General features: G+C 44.2%; 19 protein-coding genes. 10 read left to right on the forward strand and 9 right to left on the reverse strand.

The window, feature by feature from the left end; translation table 11 throughout:
• Nucleotides 1-354: 354 nt before the first annotated feature.
• From LDO51_RS12035 to kdpF, 7 genes are all read right to left on the reverse strand, one after another.
• Nucleotides 355-750, reverse strand: coding sequence for a DUF5329 family protein (locus tag LDO51_RS12035; RefSeq protein WP_225574750.1), 396 nt, complete (start codon nt 748-750; stop codon nt 355-357).
• A 115-nt stretch (nt 751-865) separates the two neighbouring features.
• On the reverse strand, nt 866-1549 hold the full coding sequence (kdpE, locus tag LDO51_RS12040; protein WP_225574751.1) for a two-component system response regulator KdpE: 684 nt from the start codon (nt 1547-1549) through the stop codon (nt 866-868).
• 16 nt (nt 1550-1565) lie between these two features.
• On the reverse strand, nt 1566-4265 hold the full coding sequence (gene kdpD, locus LDO51_RS12045) for a two-component system sensor histidine kinase KdpD (RefSeq protein ID WP_225574752.1): 2700 nt from the start codon (nt 4263-4265) through the stop codon (nt 1566-1568).
• A gap of 8 nt (nt 4266-4273) precedes the next feature.
• Nucleotides 4274-4867: a potassium-transporting ATPase subunit KdpC gene (gene kdpC, locus LDO51_RS12050; RefSeq protein ID WP_225574753.1), complete on the reverse strand. Its 594-nt coding sequence runs from the start codon at nt 4865-4867 to the stop codon at nt 4274-4276.
• Between the two features lie 10 nt (nt 4868-4877).
• Nucleotides 4878-6941: a potassium-transporting ATPase subunit KdpB gene (gene kdpB, locus LDO51_RS12055; RefSeq protein WP_225574754.1), complete on the reverse strand. Its 2064-nt coding sequence runs from the start codon at nt 6939-6941 to the stop codon at nt 4878-4880.
• Between the two features lie 13 nt (nt 6942-6954).
• Nucleotides 6955-8658 carry a potassium-transporting ATPase subunit KdpA gene (gene kdpA, locus LDO51_RS12060; RefSeq protein WP_225574755.1) on the reverse strand — a complete coding sequence of 568 codons (1704 nt, stop codon included), beginning with the start codon at nt 8656-8658 and terminating at the stop codon, nt 6955-6957.
• A gap of 1 nt (nt 8659) precedes the next feature.
• Entirely contained in the window at nt 8660-8749 is a 90-nt protein-coding gene (kdpF, locus tag LDO51_RS19735; protein ID WP_071524944.1) for a K(+)-transporting ATPase subunit F, read from the reverse strand.
• A 419-nt stretch (nt 8750-9168) separates the two neighbouring features.
• Between kdpF and LDO51_RS12070 the strand changes: the two genes are divergently transcribed.
• The 3 genes from LDO51_RS12070 (at nt 9169) to LDO51_RS12080 (ending at nt 12091) form a co-directional block, all read left to right on the forward strand.
• Complete coding sequence (locus LDO51_RS12070; protein ID WP_225574756.1) at nt 9169-9375, forward strand: YbfA family protein; 207 nt, start codon at nt 9169-9171, stop codon at nt 9373-9375.
• Nucleotides 9376-9655: 280 nt separating this feature from the next.
• Nucleotides 9656-11152, forward strand: a complete 1497-nt coding sequence (locus LDO51_RS12075) for a C69 family dipeptidase (protein ID WP_225574757.1) — start codon at nt 9656-9658, stop codon at nt 11150-11152.
• Between the two features lie 195 nt (nt 11153-11347).
• Nucleotides 11348-12091 carry a type 2 GTP cyclohydrolase I gene (locus tag LDO51_RS12080; protein WP_225574758.1) on the forward strand — a complete coding sequence of 248 codons (744 nt, stop codon included), beginning with the start codon at nt 11348-11350 and terminating at the stop codon, nt 12089-12091.
• A 722-nt stretch (nt 12092-12813) separates the two neighbouring features.
• Here the strand turns inward: LDO51_RS12080 and LDO51_RS12085 are convergent.
• Nucleotides 12814-13938, reverse strand: coding sequence for a multidrug effflux MFS transporter (locus LDO51_RS12085; RefSeq protein ID WP_225574759.1), 1125 nt, complete (start codon nt 13936-13938; stop codon nt 12814-12816).
• Nucleotides 13939-14048: 110 nt separating this feature from the next.
• Between LDO51_RS12085 and LDO51_RS12090 the strand changes: the two genes are divergently transcribed.
• A complete protein-coding gene (locus LDO51_RS12090; RefSeq protein ID WP_225574760.1) occupies nt 14049-14843 on the forward strand; it encodes an AraC family transcriptional regulator in 795 nt (264 codons plus the stop codon).
• 49 nt (nt 14844-14892) lie between these two features.
• On the opposite strand, the gene LDO51_RS12095 is transcribed toward LDO51_RS12090, so the two are convergent.
• Nucleotides 14893-16179: a citrate synthase gene (locus LDO51_RS12095; protein WP_225574761.1), complete on the reverse strand. Its 1287-nt coding sequence runs from the start codon at nt 16177-16179 to the stop codon at nt 14893-14895.
• 652 nt (nt 16180-16831) lie between these two features.
• Here LDO51_RS12095 and sdhC point away from each other — a divergent pair.
• From sdhC to odhB, 6 genes are all read left to right on the forward strand, one after another.
• Complete coding sequence (sdhC, locus tag LDO51_RS12100) at nt 16832-17221, forward strand: succinate dehydrogenase cytochrome b556 subunit (protein WP_225574762.1); 390 nt, start codon at nt 16832-16834, stop codon at nt 17219-17221.
• The gene (sdhD, locus tag LDO51_RS12105; protein ID WP_036947812.1) at nt 17215-17559 is read left to right on the forward strand and encodes a succinate dehydrogenase membrane anchor subunit; all 345 of its coding nucleotides are present in this window, start codon (nt 17215-17217) and stop codon (nt 17557-17559) included. The genes sdhC and sdhD overlap by 7 nt, the downstream gene beginning before the upstream one ends.
• A 1-nt stretch (nt 17560) precedes the next feature.
• Nucleotides 17561-19327 carry a succinate dehydrogenase flavoprotein subunit gene (gene sdhA / locus LDO51_RS12110; RefSeq protein ID WP_108479381.1) on the forward strand — a complete coding sequence of 589 codons (1767 nt, stop codon included), beginning with the start codon at nt 17561-17563 and terminating at the stop codon, nt 19325-19327.
• A 35-nt stretch (nt 19328-19362) separates the two neighbouring features.
• On the forward strand, nt 19363-20079 hold the full coding sequence (locus LDO51_RS12115) for a succinate dehydrogenase iron-sulfur subunit (protein ID WP_225574763.1): 717 nt from the start codon (nt 19363-19365) through the stop codon (nt 20077-20079).
• A gap of 379 nt (nt 20080-20458) precedes the next feature.
• Nucleotides 20459-23266 (forward strand): 2-oxoglutarate dehydrogenase E1 component, encoded by a 2808-nt coding sequence (gene sucA / locus LDO51_RS12120; RefSeq protein WP_225574764.1) that lies wholly within the window; start codon nt 20459-20461, stop codon nt 23264-23266.
• Nucleotides 23267-23280: 14 nt separating this feature from the next.
• Entirely contained in the window at nt 23281-24489 is a 1209-nt protein-coding gene (gene odhB / locus LDO51_RS12125) for a 2-oxoglutarate dehydrogenase complex dihydrolipoyllysine-residue succinyltransferase (protein WP_225574765.1), read from the forward strand.
• Nucleotides 24490-24552 lie beyond the last annotated feature (63 nt).

A 24552-nucleotide genomic window follows, 5' to 3' on the forward strand; every position in this document is an offset into this window, starting at 1 on the left:
ATAATAATCATTTGAATAATATATGATAATAATAATCATTAAGAATAACATATAGCAATTAATCAGTTTTTTATGTTTTAGAAAGTCAGCATTTCAATCAAATTGCTCTTTGCTCCATGAGGCAACTATCAACTCATTTTCATCAGCGCGTCTAATGCTTTGGTCTGCATAGGGTTATAATATTTGGCTTATAATTCTGATTGGCGGATATATTGGGTCAGGGAAATGGGGTTTCTCGATCGTGAAAAGGGCGCTTTCATTATTAGAGGTGTAAGGCGGGTCATGAAAAAAACTGACAAGTGAAGCGCCCGCTAGCTTTCGGGGGCGCTTTATTAATCGGGGGGATAAAACAGGTTATTTGGCTTGTTTATCAACGTTATTTTTCAGTAAATCATGCAGATATTGATTGGCGCTGGTGACTTTACCTTGAGCATCGGTGACTTGATACTCTTCTCCGGTGATAGAGGATTTGGATGCCACCTTGTCAATAAACTGTTCTGTCGTCTGCAAACGCTTTTCGGTTTTACCCAGCTTTAAACGCAAATGGGATTCAGCTTCTGGTGCAGAATGACCAGAACCATTACGCGTGAAGGTTAAATTCTGCTGTTTGCCCAACTCCGTTAACAACGCTTCAGTCCGCGTTTTCTCTTCTGGGCTTAGCGCAAGGGCTTTGGTGGTGACGAAAATAGTTAAAAAAATCACTAAGATGGAAGCAAAACGGCGAGAAGCTTGAGTCAGTAACGATTGCACAGGAAACGCTCCAATAAGTTAAGATTGGAGAGATTATAGGCAGCCGAGATGAATAAACTATCAGTAATAGTCTGAGAATCACGCTTTAAGACAAACTTAGGTTTTAAGGTATCAATTAAGGCATAAAACGGTAGCCAATTCCCGTTTCAGTTAAAAGATGTGCGGGGCGAGCAGGGTCATTTTCCAACTTCTGGCGTAAATGCCCCATATAAATGCGTAGATAATGATTATGTTCGACGTAACTCGGCCCCCAGACTTGCAGCAACAAATGGCGCTGAGTGAGCACTTTTCCGCTATTGGCGACGAGTTCGCTAAGTAACCGAAACTCAATGGGGGTGAGGTGCAGCTCTTCGTTGCCTTTAGTGACGATACGGTTGATAAAATCCACGGTGACATCGCCAAATTGAAAAGTAGGGCTTTCTTGACCCGCTTTACCAAAGCGACGTAAAGCGACTCGGACACGGGCGAGCAACTCGCTAATACCAAAAGGTTTCGTCAAATAATCATCGGCACCCGCATCGAGAGCCGCCACTTTTTGGGACTCTTCTTCGCGAGCAGACAGTACGATCAACGGAATACTGCTCCATTGGCGCAAATCACGGATCAAATCCAATCCATCACCATCAGGTAATCCGAGATCTAAAATCACTAAATCAGGCTGACGAGTGCCTGCTTCTATGAGCCCTCGCTGGTAATTTTCAGCTTCAAAAATTTTCCAGCCTTCACCCTCCAACGCTAATCGAACAAAGCGGCGGATCTCTTTTTCATCTTCAATGATCAGGATTTGATGGGAACTCACAGTCTGCTAGATGCTCCTAAATTTCGTTTTCGCTTTCGTTTTCAATCTCGGGTAACGGCTTTAATGGCAAAATAAAATGGAAGCTGGCGCCACCTTTTTCATTATTTTGTGCCCAAATTTCCCCTTCATGGAGATGGATAATAGCACGACAAATAGCTAAACCTAAGCCAACTCCCGGAATGGCCGATTCTTTTTGTGCGCGGGAAAATTTATCGAAAATGGTTTTTTCTTGCCCATCGGGAATTGCATTGCTGGCATCCCACACTTCGATATGGGCTTTTTGTGATTCGATAGACGCACGAATACCAATCGGAGTATCGCTATCACTGTATTTTATGGCATTTTCGAGCAAGTTAATGATGACGCGTTCAATTAAGTTACCGTCGCAATACAAGAGTAAATCGGCTGGAATATCAATATCAAGTGGGTGACTATCTAAAGTGTAGTCCAAGATGCGAACGGCACTGCTCGTAATTTCTTGCAGAGATTCCCATTCCAAATTTGGGTGGATCCCCCCAGATTGTAAGCGAGCCATATCCAGTAAATTATTCACTAATCTCGAGGTGCTTAACACTTGTTGGCGCATCTGGCTGACTTGTGCGGTGAGTGGTGAGTTTTCGGCAGATAGCTCCAGCATCAAGATTTCACTTTGACCAAATAAAACTGTCAGTGGCGTTTTGAGGTCATGGGATAAGGCTGCCAGCAGTGAATTTCGTAATTGCTCCCGTTCAATATCCAATTTAGCTCTCTCTGCTTGTTTGGTCAGTTGTAAGCGGGAAAGGCTACTGGCGATTAAACCCGTAAAGGTTTGCAGCATACGTTGCTGCTCGGGGATCAATAACTGGCGAATATTACGCGGCTCAATGGCAAGCACGGCAAGGGTTTCATCCGCCGTCGTGATGGGCTGTAATTGGTATGGCACGCTGGGAAGTGTATCCGTTCCGGCACCTGCAGGCTGGCGCTTATCGAAGCTCCACTTAGCGATAGCTTTGTCGATTTGCAATGGGCTATAACCTTCGCACTGCAATGGTGTTAGTTGGTTGTTTTCATCGGGGAGCAGCAAACAGGTTTTTGCCTGAAAGGCGTTGTTTAAAAAGTGGTAGCCTGTTTTACCGATATCTTCGGTATTGAGGGCTTGACCTAGCTCTTTGGTCATTTCATATAAATGGCGTGTGCGTTGTTCTCGATATCGCGCAATTCTTGCCTGATAGCGCATGCCCGCGGTGAGATTACCGACAACTACCCCCACAATCAGCATCACCGTAAAGGTAACCAGGTACTGCATATCCATAATCGCTAACGAAAAATGGGGCTGAACGAAAAATAAATCGAAACTGATCACGTTGATTAACGCGGCGAAAACTGAAGGGCGGCGACCGTAAAATAACGCGACTAATACTACGCCCAATAAGTAGAGGGTAACTAAGTTGGCTTTATCCAGCGCCAATAAAAAGGTTCGAGAGAATAGAGTGATTGCCGCACACATGGCGATCGCCATTAAATAGCCATTGACATCAGAGCGCCACTTTTCGGTAAACGGCTTTCTTTCAGGTTCTTTATCCCAATCGCTTTTTTCTTCAAGGGCGACAATGATCAAATCTAAATCAGGGCCGAGTTTACCGAGCCTATCGGCAAAACCTTGGCGTAAATTGAATTTATACCATTTGCGATGCTTATCGCGTCGGCCGATCAAAATTTTACCGAGGTTATGTTCCCGTGCGTAACGTAAAATGGCTTTTTCTTCATTAGGATCAGAAAGCGTAGTGGTTTCTGCGCCTAAATCTTGAGCTAGCCTCAAGGCTTTTAAAATGGCGCGGCGCTGATTTTCAGGAAGTTGGTGTAAGGTTGGGGTTTCCACATACACCGCATGCCAAACACTGCCAAACTTAGCGGCAAGGCGAGCGGCGGCTCGTACCAGCTTTTCATTGCCCGTATTATGCCCGATACACAGGAGCAACCCATCTCGGGTATGCCAAACGGGGGTTTCACCTTTACCATCGCGAAATTCACGCATTTGGTCATCAACACGGTCTGCGGTGCGGCGTAAGGCTAATTCCCGTAAAGCAATTAAGTTACCTTTACGGAAGAAATGCTCGATAGCTCGTTCAGCCTGTCCCGGAATATACACTTTGCCTTCTTTTAATCGTTGGCGCAGGTCATCTGGGGGTAAATCCACTAAAACCACTTCATTGGCGGCATCAAAAATATGGTCAGGCACCGTTTCACGCACGCGGATACCGGTAATGCTGCCGACAATATCATTTAAGCTTTCAATATGTTGAACATTAACCGTGGTGAGAACATCAATGCCCGCATCCAGTAATTCTTCGACATCTTGCCAGCGTTTAGGGTGGCGACTGCCATTTGGATTACTGAAGGCAAGTTCATCCATTAAGATAATGGCGGGATGTCTTGCCAATGCTGCATCAATATCGAAGGCGTGCAGACGACGCCCTCGATGGCTGATTTTTAATGGCGGAAGTTGTGGGAGCCCATCCAGCAACGCGGCGGTTTCTTCTCGTTCATGAGTTTCTACCACGCCAATCAGCACGTCTAACCCTTGTGCTCGAAGACGTTGTGCTTCTTGCAACATGGCGTAAGTTTTCCCAACACCGGCGCAAGCACCGAAAAAAATCTTAAGCTTGCCACGCCCACTTTCGTTTGCCTTTACCAACAGGTCATCTGGGTTTGGGCGGATAGGCTCCTGATTATTCATAACTAACCTCAATGACTTTGACTATTGGCTTCCCATGGATACTGGTCAAGGGCAATGTTGAGTTCTAACACATTGACGACGGGCTCACCTAGAAATCGAAATAGGGGAGTTTGGGTATTATCAGCAATCAGGGATTTTACCTTGTCCAAAGGTAGCTGTCTGTTTTTTGCAATTCTTGGAGCTTGATACAGTGCCGCGGCTACTGAAATATGGGGATCTAACCCACTGGAGGAGGCGGTCAGTAAATCCACAGGCAAGGTATCACCGCCATCGGGTTCATATTGTTTCAATGCCGCTGAGCGCTCAGTCAATTCTTTGGTTAACAGTGGATTACTGATAGCAAGGTTACTGCCACCTGAAGCCAGTGCGTTATAGGGCATTTCTGCTGTCACTGACGGGCGACCATAAAAGTAATTGTCATTTTGGTAAGACTGCCCAATCAACGATGAACCGATAATGCGATTATCTTGTAGGATCAGTGAACCCATGGATTGAGTTGGAAAAATAACATTAGCAAGTCCCGTCACGAGTAGCGGATAAGCAATCCCTGTCACCAGTGTTAACAGAACTAAAATCATCAATGATGAGCGAAACATGTGCATAATAGGCTCCTTAAATACCAAATAAGCTGATAAACATATCGATAAGCTTGATCCCCACAAATGGGACAATCAAGCCGCCTAACCCATACAGGCCCAAGTTACGCTGTAAAAGTGATTGAGAACTCATTGGGCGATAATTCACCCCTTTTAATGCCAGTGGAATTAAGAACACGATAATCAAGGCATTAAAAATAACCGCCGACAGCAATGCCGAAGCAGGTGAGTGCAAATGCATAATATTCAAGGCATTGAGTTGTGGCCATGTGACCGCAAAACAGGCCGGGATAATGGCAAAGTATTTGGCGATATCGTTGGCAATACTGAATGTGGTCAATGATCCGCGAGTCATCAGCATCTGTTTACCAATATGCACCACTTCAATTAGCTTGGTAGGGTTGGAATCTAAATCCACCATGTTACCGGCTTCTTTAGCAGCTTGCGTGCCCGAGTTCATGGCAACCGCCACATCCGCTTGTGCTAATGCGGGGGCATCGTTGGTGCCGTCTCCGGTCATGGCCACTAAGCGACCTTCCGATTGATATTGGCGGATTAACGCAAGTTTTGCTTCTGGGGTGGCTTCAGCAAGGAAATCATCCACCCCTGCTTCTGCCGCGATTGCCGCGGCGGTTAGGTGGTTATCTCCCGTGATCATCACGGTTTTGATGCCCATGGCGCGCATTTGTGTAAAACGCTCTTTCATGCCACCTTTGACGATGTCTTTGAGTGCCACCACGCCGAGCACCGTTTGGCTATCCACCACCACTAACGGTGTTCCCCCTGTCTGTGCCACTTGTTCAACCAATTTGTCGGCTTCGACAGGGAATTTGCCGTGGTTGGCTTCGACATAACGGCGAATAGCATCCGCAGAACCTTTGCGGATCATGCGTTCGCCAACGTTCACACCGCTCATGCGCGTCATCGCAGAGAAGGGAACAAAGGTGGCGTTCATGGCATGAATATCGCGCTCGCGTAAATTGAATTTCTGTTTTGCAAGCACCACAATACTGCGTCCCTCAGGGGTTTCATCCGCCAGAGAGGAGAGCTGAGCCGCATCTGCCAATTGCTGCTCGGTGACGCCATTCAAGGGTAAAAACTCAGAGGCTTGGCGGTTTCCGAGGGTGATGGTGCCCGTTTTGTCCAGTAACAGGACGTCAACGTCTCCCGCTGCTTCCACGGCGCGTCCGCTGGTGGCAATCACGTTGGCACCCAGCATACGGCTCATGCCGGCAACCCCAATGGAAGAGAGTAGTCCGCCAATGGTGGTAGGAATAAGACAGATAAGCAGCGCAATCAATACAATGATAGACACGGCGCCACCTGCACCTGCGTATTCCGTAGCAAACAAGGTGAATGGATATAACGTTGCACAGACTAAAACAAAGATAATGGTCAGTGCGGTTAATAAGATAGTGAGCGCGATTTCATTGGGTGTTTTACGGCGTTGTGCGCCTTCCACCATGGAGATCATGCGGTCTAAGAATGTTTCGCCCGGGTTAACCGTACATTCGACGATCAGCCAGTCAGAAAGTACGCGAGTTCCTCCCGTAACTGATGAAAAGTCTCCACCGGATTCACGGATCACGGGGGCTGATTCACCCGTGATCGCACTTTCATCTACGGAGGCGCCACCTTCAATCACTTCGCCATCACAAGGGATGGTTTCCCCTGCGCGGATCAGGACGATATCGCCTTTGCGTAGTTGGTCTGAACTGACCATTTCTTGTGGCGCATCGAGAGAGGCGGTCGCCAGTTTGGTTGCTCGGCTTTGCTGTTTGACGCCTTTTAAACTCTGAGCTTGCGCCTTACTACGACCTTCCGCTAAAGCTTCTGCAAAGTTGGCAAATAGCACCGTAAACCATAACCATAAAGTGACCATGCCACTAAACCAAGCGTTGCCTTCACTATAGCCAGCGACCATCGCTATCCATAATAACGTTGTAATAATACTGCCGATATAAACCACGAACATAACTGGGTTATGCCATTGTGCTTGTGGTGTCAGTTTTTTAATGGCATCAATTGTCGATTGGCGAACCAGTTTGCTATCAAATAATTGTGTTTTTTGATTTTTCATTTTTTCACCCTCATTATGCCGCTAACCAAATTTGCAGATGTTCCGCGATTGGCCCTAATGCAAGCGCAGGGACAAAAGTCAGCGCACCAATGAGAAGAACAGTCATGATTAATAAACCGATAAACAGTGGGCCGTGTGTCGGTAATGTTGCAAGGCTGGCGGCTTGTGGTTTTTTCACTGCCATAGAGCCTGCTATCGCTAATACAGGGAAAATTACACCGAAACGACCAAGGAACATGGCTAACGCCAGCATCACGTTGTAATACGGCGTGTTCGCGCTTAACCCTGCAAATGCACTACCGTTGTTATTGGCTGCGGATGAGAAAGCGTATAACACTTCGCTAAATCCGTGAGCGCCAGGGTTAAGAATGCCGGCGCGTCCTGCTTCGGTCATCAGTGAAATAGTGGTGCCGAGTAGCACTAAAGTTGGCGTAACAAGGATTGCCAGTGCCACCATTTTCATTTCACGCACTTCGATTTTTTTACCGAGGTATTCAGGAGTACGGCCAATCATCAATCCAGCTAAGAACACAGCAAGTAAAACAAACAGCAACATGCCGTATAAACCTGAACCGACGCCGCCAAAGACAACTTCACCAATTTGCATCAGCCACATAGGAACCATGCCACCTAATGCGGTGTAAGAATCGTGCATTGAATTCACAGCACCGCAAGATGCAGCGGTGGTGACGACGGCGTATAACGCAGATCCTAATATGCCAAAGCGATTTTCTTTCCCTTCAAGGTTAGCGCTGCTGCTAGCGTGTAGATCCCCTAAGAATGGGTTGCCGACATATTCTTCATGGATCACAACGGCGGCGGCAATCACGAAAATAATCGCCATTGCCCATAATAGGGCGTGACCTTGTTTGTTATCACTGACGGTACGACCAAAAGCAAAGCAAAGTGCTGTTGGAATAAGGAAGATTGCCAGCATTTGAACAAAGTTGCTTAATGCCGTTGGGTTTTCAAATGGATGGGATGAGTTAGCCCCAAAGAATCCGCCACCATTGGTCCCCAATAATTTGATGGCTTCTTGAGATGCAACCGGACCCATTGGTAACAGTTGCGGCGCACTATCAAGGTTATGACTCAAAATATAAGGGGAGAAGTTTTGAATAACCCCTTGACTGACAAAGAATAAAGCAAAAATAATGGCAAATGGCAGCAGGAGATACAGCGTGATACGCGCTAAATCGACCCAAGCATTACCAATAGTTTTGCTACCGTGGCGTGAAAATGCACGAATAAGTGCAAACACGACGGCGATCCCTGTGGCTGCTGAAAGGAAGTTTTGTACGGTTAACCCGACCATTTGGCTCAGATAACTTAGAGTATTTTCCCCGCTATAAGATTGCCAGTTGGTATTGGAAACAAAGCTAATTGCTGTGTTGAAAGCCAAGTCCCAGCTCATTCCCGGATAATGCTGAGGGTTGAGAGGTAAGGAGCCTTGGCACATTAAAATAACGAAAAGTAAGCCAAAACCTAGCAGGTTAAATAGTAAAATGGCGATGGTATATTGCCAGTAATTCATTTCAGGGAGATCGCGCCCCACTTGTTTGATTCCGCTTAATCGCCAGAATACCGATTCACTTTTGGCAATCGTACGTGGCATATCGCCATCGATAAGATATGCAATAAAATTGCCGAGTGGTTTTGCTAACAGCATAAGAGCCAGTAAAAAACTGGCGATCAATAAAAACGCATTGGCGGCCATATCAGAAATTCTCCGCGTTGAGCAGGGCATAAATCAGATAAACCAGCAGTACAACAACAAGAACTGCCCCAGAAATGGAAAGTAGCGACATTGTTATCTCCTTATTATTTCCATAGCGCTAGGTTAGGCATTTGCTTGTAAAGAAGCTGATAAAAAAACAAGGCGGGGTGTAAAAATAGTATAAAAATGCCCAATTAAAATTGCTTTGTGATGATAAAGGGATTCTCTAAGCGGAGTTTGTTAATGGAATGTGATTTATTTGTTTGTTTTATACAATGTATTGCTACATTTCGTAATAAAACAACAAAATTGGCCAAAAAAATGAATTTATTTTAATCTAAAGTGGTCAGATGAGTAGTTTAATTACACGGATTGCGTTATTATAGGTTCAGTTAATGAAGATTAACGTTGGTGTTCGATTTTGGTGCCTCTTTTGTGACTTAGGTTGATGGGAGTAAAGAGCAATACTGGAATCGGCAAAAATTGAGTGGCTACTGAAGGAGGGTATCGATGTCCACATATCAAGAATATTCCCGTAATCAGGTACTTTTACGCCGCACTGCTGCTGTAACAGCTGGCATTATTGCGTTTCCGGTTATGGTTTTTTACCCAAAAAGAGCGCGATTTTATAGCTATTTGCATAAAGTCTGGGCGAAAACGAGCGACAAACCCGTGTGGTTAGCAAGCTCTGAAGTGGCGATGGAAAGTCATCGTTAATCAGTGATTCAACCCACTAGAATGATATCCCTGCAATAATTTAATTGTGGGGATTTTTTTATATAAAAATCATAATAATTAATTCCTATACTTCAATGTTATTTAAATTAAATTCATGTTATTTAATTTGAAATTTAAATAAATTAACTTATTTGACACTGAGAAGTGAATCACGGTAATTATCTTTACCTCATTGCTAATATCCATTTTCAATAAAATTAGATTTTATTTTATTAAAATTCAAAAGATATTTAATTATAAATAGCAAATGAGGAATATCATGATTCTATTTAAAAAATGTGTTATCGCATTGTCAATTAATATCGCATTAATATCATCGGGGTTGGCTTGTACTACACTACTTGCAGGCAGTGAAGCCACGAATGATGGCTCGTTAATTATCGCGAGAAGCGCTGACAGCAGTGCATTAAAGGCTCAGCATTTTGTAATACATCCCGCAAAGAAAAATCAATCCGGAATATACAGTACAAAAGAACATAATGGTGCTAATAATTTCACCTACCCATTACCAAAAAATTCATTACGATATACAACTGTGCCAAATTGGAAAACACAATTACATGGTGCAACTGGATTTAATGAATTAGGTGTAGGAGTCAGTGGTACTGAATCTATATTTGCGTCTCCTAAAGCATTAGCGTTTGATCCTTATGTTGAAGAAACTGGAATTACCGAAGATGATATTCCAGATGTACTTCTTTCCCGCGCAAAAACAGCCCGTGAAGCGGTGGAGCTTTTAGGTAATATTATTGAAACTCAAGGTGCTGGTGAAGGCTTTGGTGTTGCTATCGTCGATAAAAATGAACTGTGGTATTTAGAAACTGGAACGGGTCATCAATGGATGGCTCAAAAAATTGCAAAAGATAAATATTTTGCAACCGGTAATCAGGGGCGTTTACAAGCATTTGAGGCGAATAATCCCGATATGCTCGGTTCTAAAAATCTTGTTGAATTTGCAGTAGAAAAGGGTTTATACAACCCAGCTAAAGATGGCGCATTCAATTTTTCTAAAGCCTATACGCGCGATGATGAGCGCGATCGTGATTATAACGATCCACGAGTTTGGATCATTCAGCAGCAGTTTAATCCGTCGTTAAAACAAGATATTGCAGATGGTAGAAATTTTGCGCCTTTCTTAACGCCAGAGAAAAAAGTTTCTGTAGAAGACGCGAAAGCCATGTTACGTAATCACTTTGAAGGCACGGAACATGACCCGTATACCAACGGCTTAAACGGAAAAGAGCCATGGCGACCAATCAGCGTGTTTAGAACCTACGAAGCTCATGTGATGCAAGTACGTCCAGAGCTACCGCAAGAAATTGGTGAAGTGACATATGTTGGACTAGGAATGGCAGATTTGACCGCGTTTGTTCCTTATTATAGTGGGCTAGAAGCGTATCCAAAACATTACGGTGTTGGGACTGACAAGGCAGACAGCGATTCTATTTATTGGAAATACCGTAAGTTACAAACATTAGTGATGACGGACTACCCTAAACTTGCACCTATTGTTAAAAAAGCCTATCAAGAGTGGGAAGCAAAAACGGCGTTAGAGCAAAAAGCCATGGAAGTGAATTACTTAAAAATGGCGAAAACAGATAAAGCCGCGGCCAATAAAATGCTTAACAAGTTTAATCTGGATGTGATGGCAAGCGCCGAGAAGTTAACTGAGGATTTAACCAACCAACTTTTCACTATTCGAACTGAAGATATTCAATCTGATATTTTCTTTGCGAATAAATCTAAGAAAGACTAAAAATAGTCGCAATTCTGTAAACTAAAAAAGGTTCTCAATGGGGGGAGCCTTTTAGTTTAATTCTCTCTCTTTCAAATTTAACTGAATTCTTAGCTTGTGTGAGTTTGCCGATAAATACAGCAGAAAAAAATATCATTTACGTTTATGCTAATTGAATACGAATATGTAGGAATTCAGTAGGTAAAGGATACGATTATGCATAATTTTAAGTTAGAAGAGCTGATTAACGACGAGCTGAAAGTCAGTGAAATCCAAGACTATGCACCAAATGGTCTACAAGTAGAAGGTCGTCCTCACGTTAAAAAGATTGTGACAGGTGTGACAGCTTGCCAAGCATTATTGGACGAAGCGGTCAGACTCAATGCCGATGCGGTGATTGTGCATCATGGCTATTTTTGGAAAAATGAACCTGCCGTCATCAAAGGCATGAAAAGAAATCGCCTAAAAACATTGCTGGCGAATGACATTAACCTGTACGGTTATCATCTACCATTAGATGCCCACCCAGTATTAGGCAACAATGCGCAACTGGCTCACATTATGGGCGTGCAAGTCAATGGCAACATTGAGCCACTGATGCCATTTGGCTTTTTCGACCAACCCATTACCCCTGCGGAATTAACCCAACGCTTAGAAAATCGCTTAGGGCGTAAAGTATTGCATTGTGGCGACAACGCCAAAGAAGAAATTCGTCAAATTGCATGGTGCACAGGTGGTGGTCAGGGCTTTATTATGCAAGCGGCAGAATTTGGTGTAGATGCCTTTGTGACAGGGGAAGTGTCAGAACAAACCATTCATATCGCAAGAGAAATGGGGATCCATTTCTACAGCGCAGGGCATCACGCAACAGAGCGTTATGGGATTAAGGCGTTGACGGAGTGGTTGAATAATAATCATGAGGTGGATGCTATATTCATCGATATAGACAACCCCGCTTAAATTTTCGTCATATTTCGCGCTGTAGCGTTGTTGGCTTCACTCACTAACCCTAGTCACATACTTTTGTATGCTCCTAGGGATTAGCTCATTTGCCGCCTAGCTACAACGCGAACTATTTAGAAAATACATATTTTCTTTGTCTTTCAAACCACAACGTTGTTGGCTGCATTCGTGAACCCTAGTCACATACTTATGTATGCTCCTAGGGATTAGCTCATTTGCCGCCTAGCTACAACGCGAACTATTTAGAAAATACATATTTTCTTTGTCTTTCAAACCACAACGTTGTTGGCTGCATTCGTGAACCCTAGTCACATACTTATGTATGCTCCTAGGGATTAGCTCATTTTCCGCCTAGCTACAACGCGAACTATTTAGAAAATACATATTTTCTTTGTCTTTCAAACCACAACGTTGTTGGCTGCATTCGTGAACCCTAGTCACATACTTTTGTATGCTCCTAGGGATTAGCTCATTTGCCGCCTAGCTACAACGCGAACTATTTAGAAAATACATATTTTCTTTGTCTTTCAAACCACAACGTTGTTGGCTGCATTCGTGAACCCTAGTCACATACTTATGTATGCTCCTAGGGCTTCACTCTTTTGCCGCCTAGTTGTGGCTCGAAATCCTTAGAAAATAACTATGCAATAGAAAATATTTCAGACTAAAAATATTTCGTGCTAGAAAATATTCGTGTTGTGCTTGATGAAAGAAATAGGTCAAGCCCGGTATTTTAATGCGGTAAGGAGCAGAATTAGGCTTGAAGTGATAAGCACTAATCCTAGGTTTTGAACCTCGCCAGCGGTCATTAATCCGAGCGCTAATCCTAAATAGTAAAACAAACCTAAAATTGCCCCAGCAGTGCCTTTTCTGTCTTGATAATGATCCAGAGCGTGCGCCAAAATATTCGGAATTGCGATCCCATATCCCACCACAATACCCATTATTGGCAGCACAAACCCAATATCACCTTGTAGCAGATAAACTAAACCGCTACTGACAATAGAGAGCCCACTTGCTAATTTGACGAGTCTCTCTAGTGACCACTTTTTCGCCAATAATGCGTGGTTAATCAGCGAGCCAAATCCAACACCTAATGCTAGTAAAATACCAGTCAGGCCAAATTGTTGTTGGTTGAACGTTAATTGTTCAAAAATAAAGGGTCCAAGCTGGTAATAACTGAATAAATTAATGTTGAAAAATGAGATAAGAATCACATTTTGTAAAATTTGTTTATCCCTCAACATATGCAAAAACGTGGTTAAAAATGGGGTTTTGATCACGTTCTGTGGTTTGGTCTCAGGAAGCTTATAACATGACCATAACAAAAGTATGGCGGCTAACAACGCTAAACCCATAAAAACGGCTCGGTAATTACCTAGCCAAACTAAGCTAGCGCCGAAAATCATGCCAAGTGCGGGACTTATCGCTAAGGCAATGCCCATCATCGAGAAAACTTTGGCTAATGTATGACCTTGAAAACTGTCACGCATCATAGTTTGTGTGCCAATAGAGCCTACTGCTGCACCAAACGCAGATAACATACGTAATAGTAGTAACCCATAGAAATGCGAGACAAAAAGTGCGCTTACAGAGGCAATAGCATATAGAAATAACCCTAGCAAAATGGTGGGACGACGCCCAATCACATCACACATTCTGCCCCAAAATATGACACCAAAAGCGAAAGCAAAGAAATACAGCGAAAGCGTTTGAGAGGCTTGTTCGGCATTTACCTGAAATGCAGCAGCAATATCAGTTAAGGCTGGGCTATATAGGGTTTCGACAATTTGCGGAAACATCATTAACGCTATTGCTAAGGATAATGAAAGTGCGCGTTCCATACTAATTTACCTATTTATTTTCAACGTGTGTGGAATGGCGCAAAGTTTAGTGGCTTTTTGTTTGTCTTATTACAATAATAAAGACAATAAATATCAAAAAAGAGACGTTTATGGCGTGGCTATTACAGACGGATGAGTTTCAAACTCACTGGTATGATGCTCCCGTACTGGGGATTGCAGCCCAAATGGGACAACATGATTCTGGGGCGCATACCCATGAAATGGGGCAATTGTTATTTACACAGCAAGGCTGCATTCGTATTAGTTTACAGAATGAAATTTCGTTATTACCGCCGGGAAGGGTCGCGTGGATCCCGCCATTTGTCGGTCATCGAGTACAAATGCGCGCTTCGATAGGGTATCGGTCTGTTTACCTAAGCCAAGAATATGCTCAGCAAATATCGGCTCAAGTGTGTATTTTAAGTACCTCTCCTTTGCTTCGAGAGTTGTTGGAACGTATCGCGGTAGCCCCCTTTGAGAGTGACTGGCGAGAGGGGCGATTAGCAAGATTACTTCCTGTTTTTATTGATGAATTACAGTGTGCAGCTGAGGAACCCACGCTGCTTTCTTTACCTCAAGACAGACGTTTTAAGTCCCTTAACCTAGAACGGCTTCCTCCACCTTTGAACCAATTAGCTCAAACGGTTGGTGCCAGTGAGAAGACCATTACCCGGATCTTTCTAAAAGAGACAGGAATGAGCTACCAAGCGTGGCGGCAACAATGGCGGTTTATCAAAGGGATAGAGTTATTAGCGCAGGAGAAAACCTACGGATTTATTACTCAAGAGTTAGGTTTGACCAGCGACAGCGCATTTATTAGCTTTTTTCGCAAAATGAGTGGGATGACACCTCGGGAATACAGTAGTGAATCAAGACTAAAAAATAGAATAAAAATAGAATGTTAGAAATTTAAAAGCCCCGAATGTTCGAGGCTTTACTTATGAGTGAGTTAAATTATTTCTTGTCTAACTCAGAGTTGAATTCACGTTTATCGTAGCCAGTATACAGTTGGCGAGGACGCGCAATTTTCAGACCGTCATCGTGCATTTCGTTCCAGTGTGCAATCCAGCCAATGGTACGTGCAATCGCGAAGATAACGGTAAACATTGAAGATGGAATACCCATTGCTTTCAGGATGATACCTGAGTAGAAGTCAACGTTAGGGTACAGTTTCTTCTCAATGAAGTACGGGTCGTTCAGTGCGATACGTTCTAATTCCATGGCCACTTCGAGCAGGCTGTCATTTAGACCCAGCTCGTTCAGTACTTCATGGCAAGTTTCACGCATAACGGTAGCGCGTGGGTCATGGTTTTTATAAACACGGTGACCGAAGCCCATTAAGCGGAAAGAGTCGTTTTTATCTTTCGCACGTTCGATAAATGCGGGAATGTGCTCAACAGATTGAATTTCTTCAAGCATGCGTAAGCAGGCTTCGTTAGCCCCACCATGAGCAGGTCCCCACAGAGACGCGATACCTGCCGCAATACACGCAAATGGGTTAGCGCCGGAAGAACCTGCGGTACGGACTGTTGAGGTTGATGCGTTTTGTTCGTGGTCAGCGTGCAGGATCAAAATTCTGTCCATTGCGCGCTCAAGTACTGGGTTAACCACATATTCTTCACATGGTGTAGAGAACATCATGTGCAAGAAATTACCCGCGTAAGATAAATTATTACGAGGATAAACAAAAGGTTGTCCGATAGAGTATTTGTAACACATCGCTGCAACGGTCGGCATTTTAGACAGCAGACGGTAAGCGGTGATTTCACGGTGGCGAGGGTTATTAACGTCTAGTGCATCGTGGTAGAACGCCGCTAGAGCACCCGTTACCCCACACAGAACAGCCATTGGATGAGAGTCACGACGGAAACCATTAAGCATGCGAGTGATTTGCTCATGGATCATAGTGTGGCGAGTCACCGTATTTTTAAAGGTATTGTACTGTTCTTGGGTTGGTGCTTCGCCGTATAACAGGATATAACAGACTTCAAGGTATGAGGCTTGAGTGGCGAGTTGATCGATTGGGAAACCACGGTGGAGTAGAACGCCTTTATCACCATCGATATAGGTAATTTTTGACTCACAGGATGCGGTAGAAGTAAAACCGGGATCGTATGTGAAAAACCCTTTAGAACCTAAAGCTCGTACATCGATAACATCTTGGCCAATGGTCGGGCTTAGGATGTCTAGTTCGAATTCACCTTTACTTCCAGTCATTATCTTAGCTTTGTTATCAGCCATTTACGGTCTCCTTAGCGCTTGATAATCTACACTCAACAACCCAGAACTCAGCGTTATACTGTGTCTTTGAGCATTGTTCTATCGGTGTGTTGAGAAAATCAGCGGGATATCACATAAAACCTTGAAATCCGGCAACCAATATCAATACCGATAACAATGTGGTTAGGTTGTTTACAAGTGTATAGGGCGTTATGTTCTTTTTTTGTTGTTTTCTCTACAATATCATTATTTGTGGTAAGGGAAACAACTTTCATAACTTTTGTTTATACTTGCATACTCATTCACATTACTACACGACTCTGGGTCATCCGTAACGTATTCAGATAAATCTGTCAGGCATATATGTAAGATAAATGTTGAATCATTGTCAAATAAGATAAGCACATTTATATAAAATGTTTAAATCGTGATCCCTCTCACTGTTCGGGCTAAATGTCTCCAAACCTTTTGTGTGGGAATTGTAATAGCAATGTGAAGACTTTATACTGGCGCCAGGTCTCCGGATTACCCTGAGTAGGAGTTCCCAGCGTGATCAGTATGCAACTTTATTCAAACATGATGGATTAAAGTTTGTGTTAAGTTGCATTTTGTACCCCTGTCGCTGTCTGATTTCCACCCCAGGTCCGGAGGATGGAAAATAATAAAGAGCTGTGTGGGCAAAATTGTGAAAAAACAAAGACCTGTCAACCTTGATTTGCAGACGATTCACTTTCCGATTACTGCAATATCGTCTATCTTGCACCGTGTCTCTGGCGTCATTACTCTCATCGCAGTTGGTATTCTGCTTTGGTTGCTAGGGACTTCTCTCTCCTCTCCAGAAGGTTTTCAATACGCATCTGAAATAATGACTGGCTTTTTTGTTAAGTTCATTCTTTGGGGGATCTTAACAGCGCTGGCTTACCACATTTGTGGTGGTATTCGTCATATGCTGATGGATTTCGGTTGTGTTGATGAAACCCTTGCTGCGGGTAACTCATCCGCAAAAATTACATTTGTAATTACTGTAATTCTGGCAATTCTGGCGGGGATCTTAGTATGGTAAGTAATGCTTCAGCTTTAGGCCGTACTGGTATCCAGGACTGGCTGTTAATCCGTGGTTCGGCGATCGTTATCGTCCTCTACGTACTCTACATTGTTGGCTTCGTAGCGATTAATGATATTACCTATGAAGTATGGCGTGGCTTCTTTGCCTCCTCTGTGACCAAAGTATTCACCATCCTCACCTTGTTCTCGATTCTTGTGCATGCCTGGATTGGTATGTGGCAAGTGCTGACTGACTATGTTAAGCCACTGGCGATCCGCTTGGTGTTACAACTGGCAATTGTTGTCGGTTTGTTGGCTTACTTAATTTACGGAACAATTGTTGTGTGGGGTGCATAAAATGAATCTGCCAATCAGAGAGTTTGACGCTATCGTTATCGGTGCGGGCGGTGCAGGTATGCGCGCAGCACTACAAATTTCTCAACAAGGCCTATCTTGTGCTTTGTTATCTAAAGTATTTCCAACGCGTTCTCATACTGTGTCAGCGCAAGGTGGTATCACTGTTGCACTTGGTAACACACACCCTGACAACTGGGAATGGCATATGTACGATACTGTTAAAGGTTCCGATTATATCGGTGACCAAGACGCTATCGAATACATGTGTAAAACAGGACCGGAAGCTATCCTTGAATTAGAACATATGGGATTGCCTTTCTCTCGCCTTGATGATGGTCGTATTTATCAGCGTCCATTCGGTGGTCAGTCTAAGAATTTCGGTGGCGAGCAAGCAGCACGTACAGCTGCGGCAGCTGACCGTACTGGTCACGCGCTGTTACATACTCTGTATCAACAAAACTTAAAAAATCACACGACAATTTTCTCCGAATGGTATGCACTGGATTTAGTGAAAAACCAGGATGGCGATATTGTAGGTTGTACTGCAATCTGCATGGAAACGGGCGAGCTGGTTTACTTCAAAGCGAAAGCAACCATCTTAGCCACGGGCGGTGCGGGGCGTATTTACCAATCTACCACTAACGCACACATCAATACGGGTGACGGTGTTGGTATGGCAGTGCGTGCAGGCGTTCCATTACAAGATATGGAAATGTGGCAATTCCACCCAACGGGTATCGCTGGCGCGGGTGTTCTGGTTACAGAAGGCTGCCGTGGTGAAGGTGGCTACTTGCTGAATAAAGATGGCGAGCGCTTCATGGAGCGTTATGCACCAAACGCGAAAGACCTTGCAGGTCGCGACGTTGTTGCACGCTCAATCATGATTGAAATCCGTGAAGGTCGTGGTTGTGATGGTCCATGGGGTCCACACGCAAAACTGAAACTGGACCACTTAGGAAAAGATGTTCTGGAATCTCGCTTACCAGGTATCCTTGAATTATCTCGTACCTTTGCCCACGTTGATCCAGTTAAAGAGCCAATCCCAGTTATCCCAACGTGTCACTATATGATGGGTGGTATTCCAACTAAAGTGACGGGTCAAGCGATTCGCTATAACGAAAAAGGCGAAGACGAAGTGATTCCGGGTCTGTTTGCTGTGGGTGAGATTGCTTGTGTATCTGTACACGGTGCTAACCGCTTAGGCGGTAACTCCCTGCTTGATCTCGTAGTATTTGGTCGTTCTGCTGGTTTACACTTGAATGAATCCATCATGGAACAAGGCCCAATGCGCGATGCGTCTGAATCAGACATCGATGCAGCAATGGCTCGTTTCAATCGTTGGGAAAATGCGCGTACGGGTGAGGATCCAACTGATATCCGTAAAGCACTGCAATCTTGTATGCAGAACAACTTCTCCGTATTCCGTGAAGGGGATGCAATGGCGAAGGGCTTAGAAGAGCTGAAAGAAATCCGTGAACGTTTGAAAAATGCGCGTCTGGATGACACTTCAACTGAGTTCAATACCCAACGTATCGAATGTTTAGAGCTGGATAACCTGATGGAAACTGCTTATGCAACTGCACAAGCTGCAAACTTCCGTACAGAGAGCCGTGGTGCTCACAGCCGCTTTGACTTCCCAGATCGTGATGATGCAAATTGGTTATGTCACTCATTATATCTACCGCAATCTGAAACGATGACTCGTCGTGAAGTGAACATGCAACCTAAGTTGCGTGAAGCCTTCCCACCGAAGATTCGTACCTATTAATGCGTGGTGTTAATCCAGTTGCGGAGAAATAAACTATGAAACTAGAATTTTCGATTTATCGCTACAATCCTGATGTAGACAATGCGCCACGCATGCAAGATTACACCCTTGAAGTGAAAGAAGGGCGTGACATGATGCTGCTGGATGCGTTAATTCAGTTAAAAGAACAAGATCCAACACTCTCATTCCGTCGTTCTTGCCGTGAAGGCGTGTGTGGTTCTGATGGTTTGAACATGAACGGTAAAAACGGACTGGCTTGTATTACGCCATTGTCTGCTTTAATCCGGAGTGGCAAGAAAATTGTGATCCGTCCATTACCCGGTCTGCCAGTTATTCGTGACCTGATCATCGATATGACGCAATTTTATACTCAATACGAAAAAATTCGTCCGTATCTTCTTAATGATAATAAGAATCCGCCGGCGCGTGAAAATTTACAGCTACCAGAACAACGTGAAAAACTTGATGGTCTTTACGAGTGTATTCTGTGTGCATGCTGTTCAACTTCATGTCCATCTTTCTGGTGGAATCCGGACAAATTTATCGGTCCTGCAGGTTTGCTAGCTGCGTATAGATTCTTAATTGATAGTCGTGATACTGAAACAGATTCACGATTAGATGATCTGAACGACGCTTTTAGTGTTTTCCGCTGTCATAGCATCATGAATTGTGTCAATGTATGCCCTAAAGGACTAAATCCAACGAAAGCTATCGGTCACATTAAGTCTATGTTGTTGAAACATAGCGCCTAAATCGATACAGCCTGCGGCGCTTAGGTGCCGTAGGCTCAATTTGGATAGCACAAAATACGTACTTAAACTAAAAAATAAGAGTAAAGTAAGTATAAAGTCTTAAATTGAATCACTGAAACGTAAAGTAAAAAGTCAAAAAGTGAAAGTAAAAAGCCAACTGCAAAACAAGATGAAGACACTTGCGAAAGCAAGGAACCTTTAAAAACCGTAGACAGTTTTTAAAGGTTCCTTAAAAGGGAAACCCTTAATTGATAAGAGGGACTCCCAAAGTGAGAACATGCAAAAAGCACGTCCAAGAGAACCTTTATCGAGGTCGCTTAAATGCGGCGATTAGTTAACCACGGCGAAAACTAAAGCTTATAAAGCTTAAGGGATCACAATGCAGAACGGCGTAATGAAGGACTGGCTGGATTCAAGCTTTCTGGCAGGCGCGAACCAGTCTTATATAGAACAGCTCTATGAAGATTATCTGACTGACCCTAATTCCGTAGATGTCGAATGGAGAGAAATCTTTCAACAACTACCTGGAGCGGGTAATAACGGTGAGCAATTACATTCGCAAGCACGAGACTACTTTCGGCGCTTAGCAAAAGATTCTACCCGTTACCATACCTCTGTTAGCGATCCAACGATCGACGCAAAACAAGTTAAAGTTTTGCAACTTATCAATGCCTTCCGCTTTCGCGGACATCAAAATGCAAATCTCGACCCGTTAGGACTTTGGAAGCGCGAAGCCGTTCCAGATCTGGACCCTACATTCCATAACCTAACCAAAGAAGATTTCGACGAGACTTTCAACGTGGGTTCATTTGCAATTGGCAAAGAAACCATGAAACTCAGTGAGCTATATGACCACCTGAAACGAATCTATTGCGGTTCCATTGGTGCGGAATATATGCACATCACTAACACAGAAGAAAAACGTTGGATCCAACAACGTTTAGAGTCTGTGAATGTTGCGCAGCAATTTTCTAAAGAAGAAAAACGTCGCTTCTTAGCTGAATTAACAGCAGCGGAAGGTCTTGAACGTTATCTTGGTGCAAAATTCCCAGGTGCAAAACGTTTCTCTTTAGAAGGTGGGGATGCACTGATCCCAATGCTGAAGGATCTTATCCATCATGCAGGCAAACAAGACACTCGTGAAGTGGTGCTTGGTATGGCGCACCGTGGTCGCCTAAACGTCCTGATCAACATTCTGGGTAAAAAACCAGCTGAATTATTTGATGAATTTGCTGGTAAGCATAAAGACCATTCAAGCGCAGGTGACGTTAAATATCACCAAGGTTTCTCTTCTGATTTCGAAACTGCGGGTTCCCGTGTTCACTTAGCACTGGCATTTAACCCATCACACTTAGAAATCGTGAGCCCAGTGGTTATCGGTTCGGTACGTGCTCGCCGTGACCGTCTGGACGAAGGTCGTAGCAACATGGTTCTGCCAATCACCATTCACGGTGACTCAGCAGTAACCGGTCAAGGTGTTGTACAAGAAACCTTGAACATGTCTCAGGCTCGTGGTTATGAAGTTGGCGGTACCATGCGTATCGTTATCAACAACCAAGTTGGTTTCACAACTTCCAACCCGAAAGACACACGTTCAACAGAATACTGTACTGATATCGTGAAAATGGTGCAGGCACCTATTTTCCACGTTAACGCTGATGACCCTGAAGCAGTCGCATTCGTGACTCGCTTAGCCTTAGATTTCCGTAACACCTTTAAGCGCGATGTGATGATCGACTTAGTGTGTTATCGCCGTCATGGTCATAACGAAGCTGATGAGCCAAGTGCAACTCAGCCAATCATGTACCAAAAAATTAAACAGCATCCAACTCCACGTAAAATCTACGCAGATCGTTTAATCGAAGCTGGTGTGGTTTCTGCGAATGAAGTCACTGAAATGGTTAACCTGTATCGTGACGCGTTAGACCGTGGTGATTGTGTTGTTGAAGAATATCGTGAAATGGGTCTGCATTCTTACACATGGGAACCGTACTTAAACCATGAATGGAATGAGCAATATAAATCTGGCTACGATATTAAACGTTTAACAGAGTTAGCGACTAAGCTGAGCACGATCCCTGAAGGTATCGTTGCACAATCTCGTGTTGAGAAAATTTATGCTGACCGCGCTGAAATGGCGAAAGGCCAAAAATTACTCGACTGGGGTGCCGCAGAAACTCTGGCCTACGGTACGTTAGTTGATGAAGGTATTCCAATTCGCTTATCTGGTGAAGATGCGGGTCGTGGTACGTTCTTCCATCGTCATGCAGTCGTTCACAACCAAACTAATGGTTCTGTGTACGTACCTCTGCAAAATATTCATAGCGGTCAAGGCGTATTTAACGTTTGGGACTCTGTTCTGACTGAAAACGCAGTATTGGCATTTGAATATGGCTATGCAACAACTGAGCCGCGCGCGCTGACTATCTGGGAAGCTCAGTTCGGTGACTTTGCTAACTGTGCGCAAGTTGTTATCGACCAATTTATTAGCTCTGGTGAGCAAAAATGGGGTCGTATGTGTGGTCTGGTCATGTTACTGCCTCATGGTTATGAAGGCCAGGGCCCAGAACACTCATCTGCTCGTTTAGAGCGTTACCTGCAACTGTGTGCGGATCAAAACATGCAAGTGTGTGTGCCATCAACACCAGCTCAGGTTTACCACATGTTACGCCGTCAAGCACTGCGCGATATGCGTCGTCCTCTGATTGTTATGTCACCTAAGTCACTGTTACGTCATCCATTAGCGGTTTCAAGCATGGATGAGCTGGCGAATGGTTCATTCCAACCAGTTATCGGTGAAATTGACGAAATTAATCCGAAAGATGTGAAACGCGTCGTTATGTGTTCCGGTAAAGTTTATTACGATTTATTAGAACAACGTCGTAAGAAAGAGCAAAAAGATGTGGCTATCGTACGTATTGAACAGCTGTATCCGTTCCCACGCGAAGATATCCAAAAAGTACTCGCTCAATACACTCATGTGAAAGATTTCGTTTGGTGCCAAGAAGAGCCTCTGAACCAAGGTGCTTGGTATTGCAGCCAGCATAATTTCCATGAAGCTATCCCAGCAGGCGCAACTTTACGCTATGCGGGTCGAGCAGCTTCTTCTTCTCCAGCAGTTGGTTATACCTCCGTTCACCAGGAACAACAAGCAGCCCTGGTTAATGACGCTTTGAACATTGCATAATTAAAGGATAGAAAATGAGTAGCGTAGAAATTCTTGTTCCCGATCTTCCTGAATCCGTGGCAGACGCAGCGGTTGCCACATGGCATAAAAAACCAGGTGACAGTGTTCAGCGTGACGAAGTTCTGGTTGAGATCGAAACAGACAAAGTTGTTCTTGAAGTTCCTGCAAGCGAAGCAGGTGTTCTAGAAGCCATTATTGAAGAAGAAGGCGCAACTGTTTTATCTAAACAGTTACTGGGTCGCATTCGTTTAGGCGATAGCACAGGTATCCCAGCTGAAGTTAAAGAAGCAGAGCCTGCACCAGCAGCACGCCAAACTGCAAGTTTAGAAGAAGAAAGCAACGATGCGCTGAGCCCAGCAATTCGTCGTCTGGTCGCTGAGCACAACCTGAACCCTGCTGATATCAAAGGGACTGGTGTTGGTGGTCGTCTGACTCGTGAAGATGTTGAAAAACATTTAGCAGCTAAACCAGCTGCGGCACCTGTGGCTCAAGCACCAGCTGCAGCTCAAGCACCATTAGCTCACCGTAGTGAAAAACGTGTTCCGATGACTCGCCTGCGTAAACGTATTGCAGAGCGTCTGTTGGAAGCGAAAAATAGCACGGCGATGTTAACAACCTTCAACGAAATCAACATGCAGCCTATCAAAGACCTGCGTGCACAGTACGGTGAAGCATTCGAAAAACGTCACGGTGTACGTTTAGGCTTTATGTCTTTCTACATTAAGGCGGCGGTTGAAGCACTGAAACGCTATCCAGAAGTGAACGCTTCTATTGATGGCTCTGACGTGGTTTACCATAACTATTTTGACATCAGTATTGCGGTATCAACACCGCGTGGTCTGGTAACGCCAGTTCTGCGTGATGTGGATGCAATGAGCATGGCTGATATCGAGAAAAATATTAAAGAGCTGGCTGTCAAAGGTCGCGACGGTAAATTAACTGTTGAAGATTTAAGTGGCGGTAACTTCACTATCACTAACGGTGGTGTGTTCGGTTCTCTGATGTCTACTCCAATCATTAACCCACCACAAAGCGCAATCTTAGGGATGCATGCCATCAAAGACCGCCCAATGGCAGTTAATGGTAAGGTAGAAATTCTTCCAATGATGTATTTAGCGCTGTCTTATGACCACCGTTTAATCGATGGTCGTGAATCAGTTGGCTTCTTAGTGGCTATCAAAGATATGTTGGAAGATCCAACTCGTTTACTGCTAGACGTATAGAAACATAACAGGGCAGGGAACAACCTGTCCGGTCTGAGGTAACCGATGCAGCCAGTTCGCTGG

It is taken from the genome of Providencia alcalifaciens, from assembly GCF_020271745.1.
GTDB lineage: Bacteria > Pseudomonadota > Gammaproteobacteria > Enterobacterales > Enterobacteriaceae > Providencia > Providencia alcalifaciens_B.

Bases quoted from the DNA above. Each gene is read 5' to 3' on its own strand.
- kdpD (WP_225574752.1), bottom strand. From the start codon at position 4,265: ATGAATAATCAGGAGCCTATCCGCCCAAACCCAGATGACCTGTTGGTA.
- kdpC (WP_225574753.1), bottom strand. From the start codon at position 4,867: ATGCACATGTTTCGCTCATCATTGATGATTTTAGTTCTGTTAACACTG.
- kdpB (WP_225574754.1), bottom strand. From the start codon at position 6,941: ATGAAAAATCAAAAAACACAATTATTTGATAGCAAACTGGTTCGCCAA.
- kdpA (WP_225574755.1), bottom strand. From the start codon at position 8,658: ATGGCCGCCAATGCGTTTTTATTGATCGCCAGTTTTTTACTGGCTCTT.
- kdpF (WP_071524944.1), bottom strand. From the start codon at position 8,749: ATGTCGCTACTTTCCATTTCTGGGGCAGTTCTTGTTGTTGTACTGCTG.
- LDO51_RS12070 (WP_225574756.1), top strand. From the start codon at position 9,169: ATGTCCACATATCAAGAATATTCCCGTAATCAGGTACTTTTACGCCGC.
- LDO51_RS12075 (WP_225574757.1), top strand. From the start codon at position 9,656: ATGATTCTATTTAAAAAATGTGTTATCGCATTGTCAATTAATATCGCA.
- LDO51_RS12080 (WP_225574758.1), top strand. From the start codon at position 11,348: ATGCATAATTTTAAGTTAGAAGAGCTGATTAACGACGAGCTGAAAGTC.
- LDO51_RS12085 (WP_225574759.1), bottom strand. From the start codon at position 13,938: ATGGAACGCGCACTTTCATTATCCTTAGCAATAGCGTTAATGATGTTT.
- LDO51_RS12090 (WP_225574760.1), top strand. From the start codon at position 14,049: ATGGCGTGGCTATTACAGACGGATGAGTTTCAAACTCACTGGTATGAT.
- LDO51_RS12095 (WP_225574761.1), bottom strand. From the start codon at position 16,179: ATGGCTGATAACAAAGCTAAGATAATGACTGGAAGTAAAGGTGAATTC.
- sdhD (WP_036947812.1), top strand. From the start codon at position 17,215: ATGGTAAGTAATGCTTCAGCTTTAGGCCGTACTGGTATCCAGGACTGG.
- sdhA (WP_108479381.1), top strand. From the start codon at position 17,561: ATGAATCTGCCAATCAGAGAGTTTGACGCTATCGTTATCGGTGCGGGC.
- LDO51_RS12115 (WP_225574763.1), top strand. From the start codon at position 19,363: ATGAAACTAGAATTTTCGATTTATCGCTACAATCCTGATGTAGACAAT.
- sucA (WP_225574764.1), top strand. From the start codon at position 20,459: ATGCAGAACGGCGTAATGAAGGACTGGCTGGATTCAAGCTTTCTGGCA.
- odhB (WP_225574765.1), top strand. From the start codon at position 23,281: ATGAGTAGCGTAGAAATTCTTGTTCCCGATCTTCCTGAATCCGTGGCA.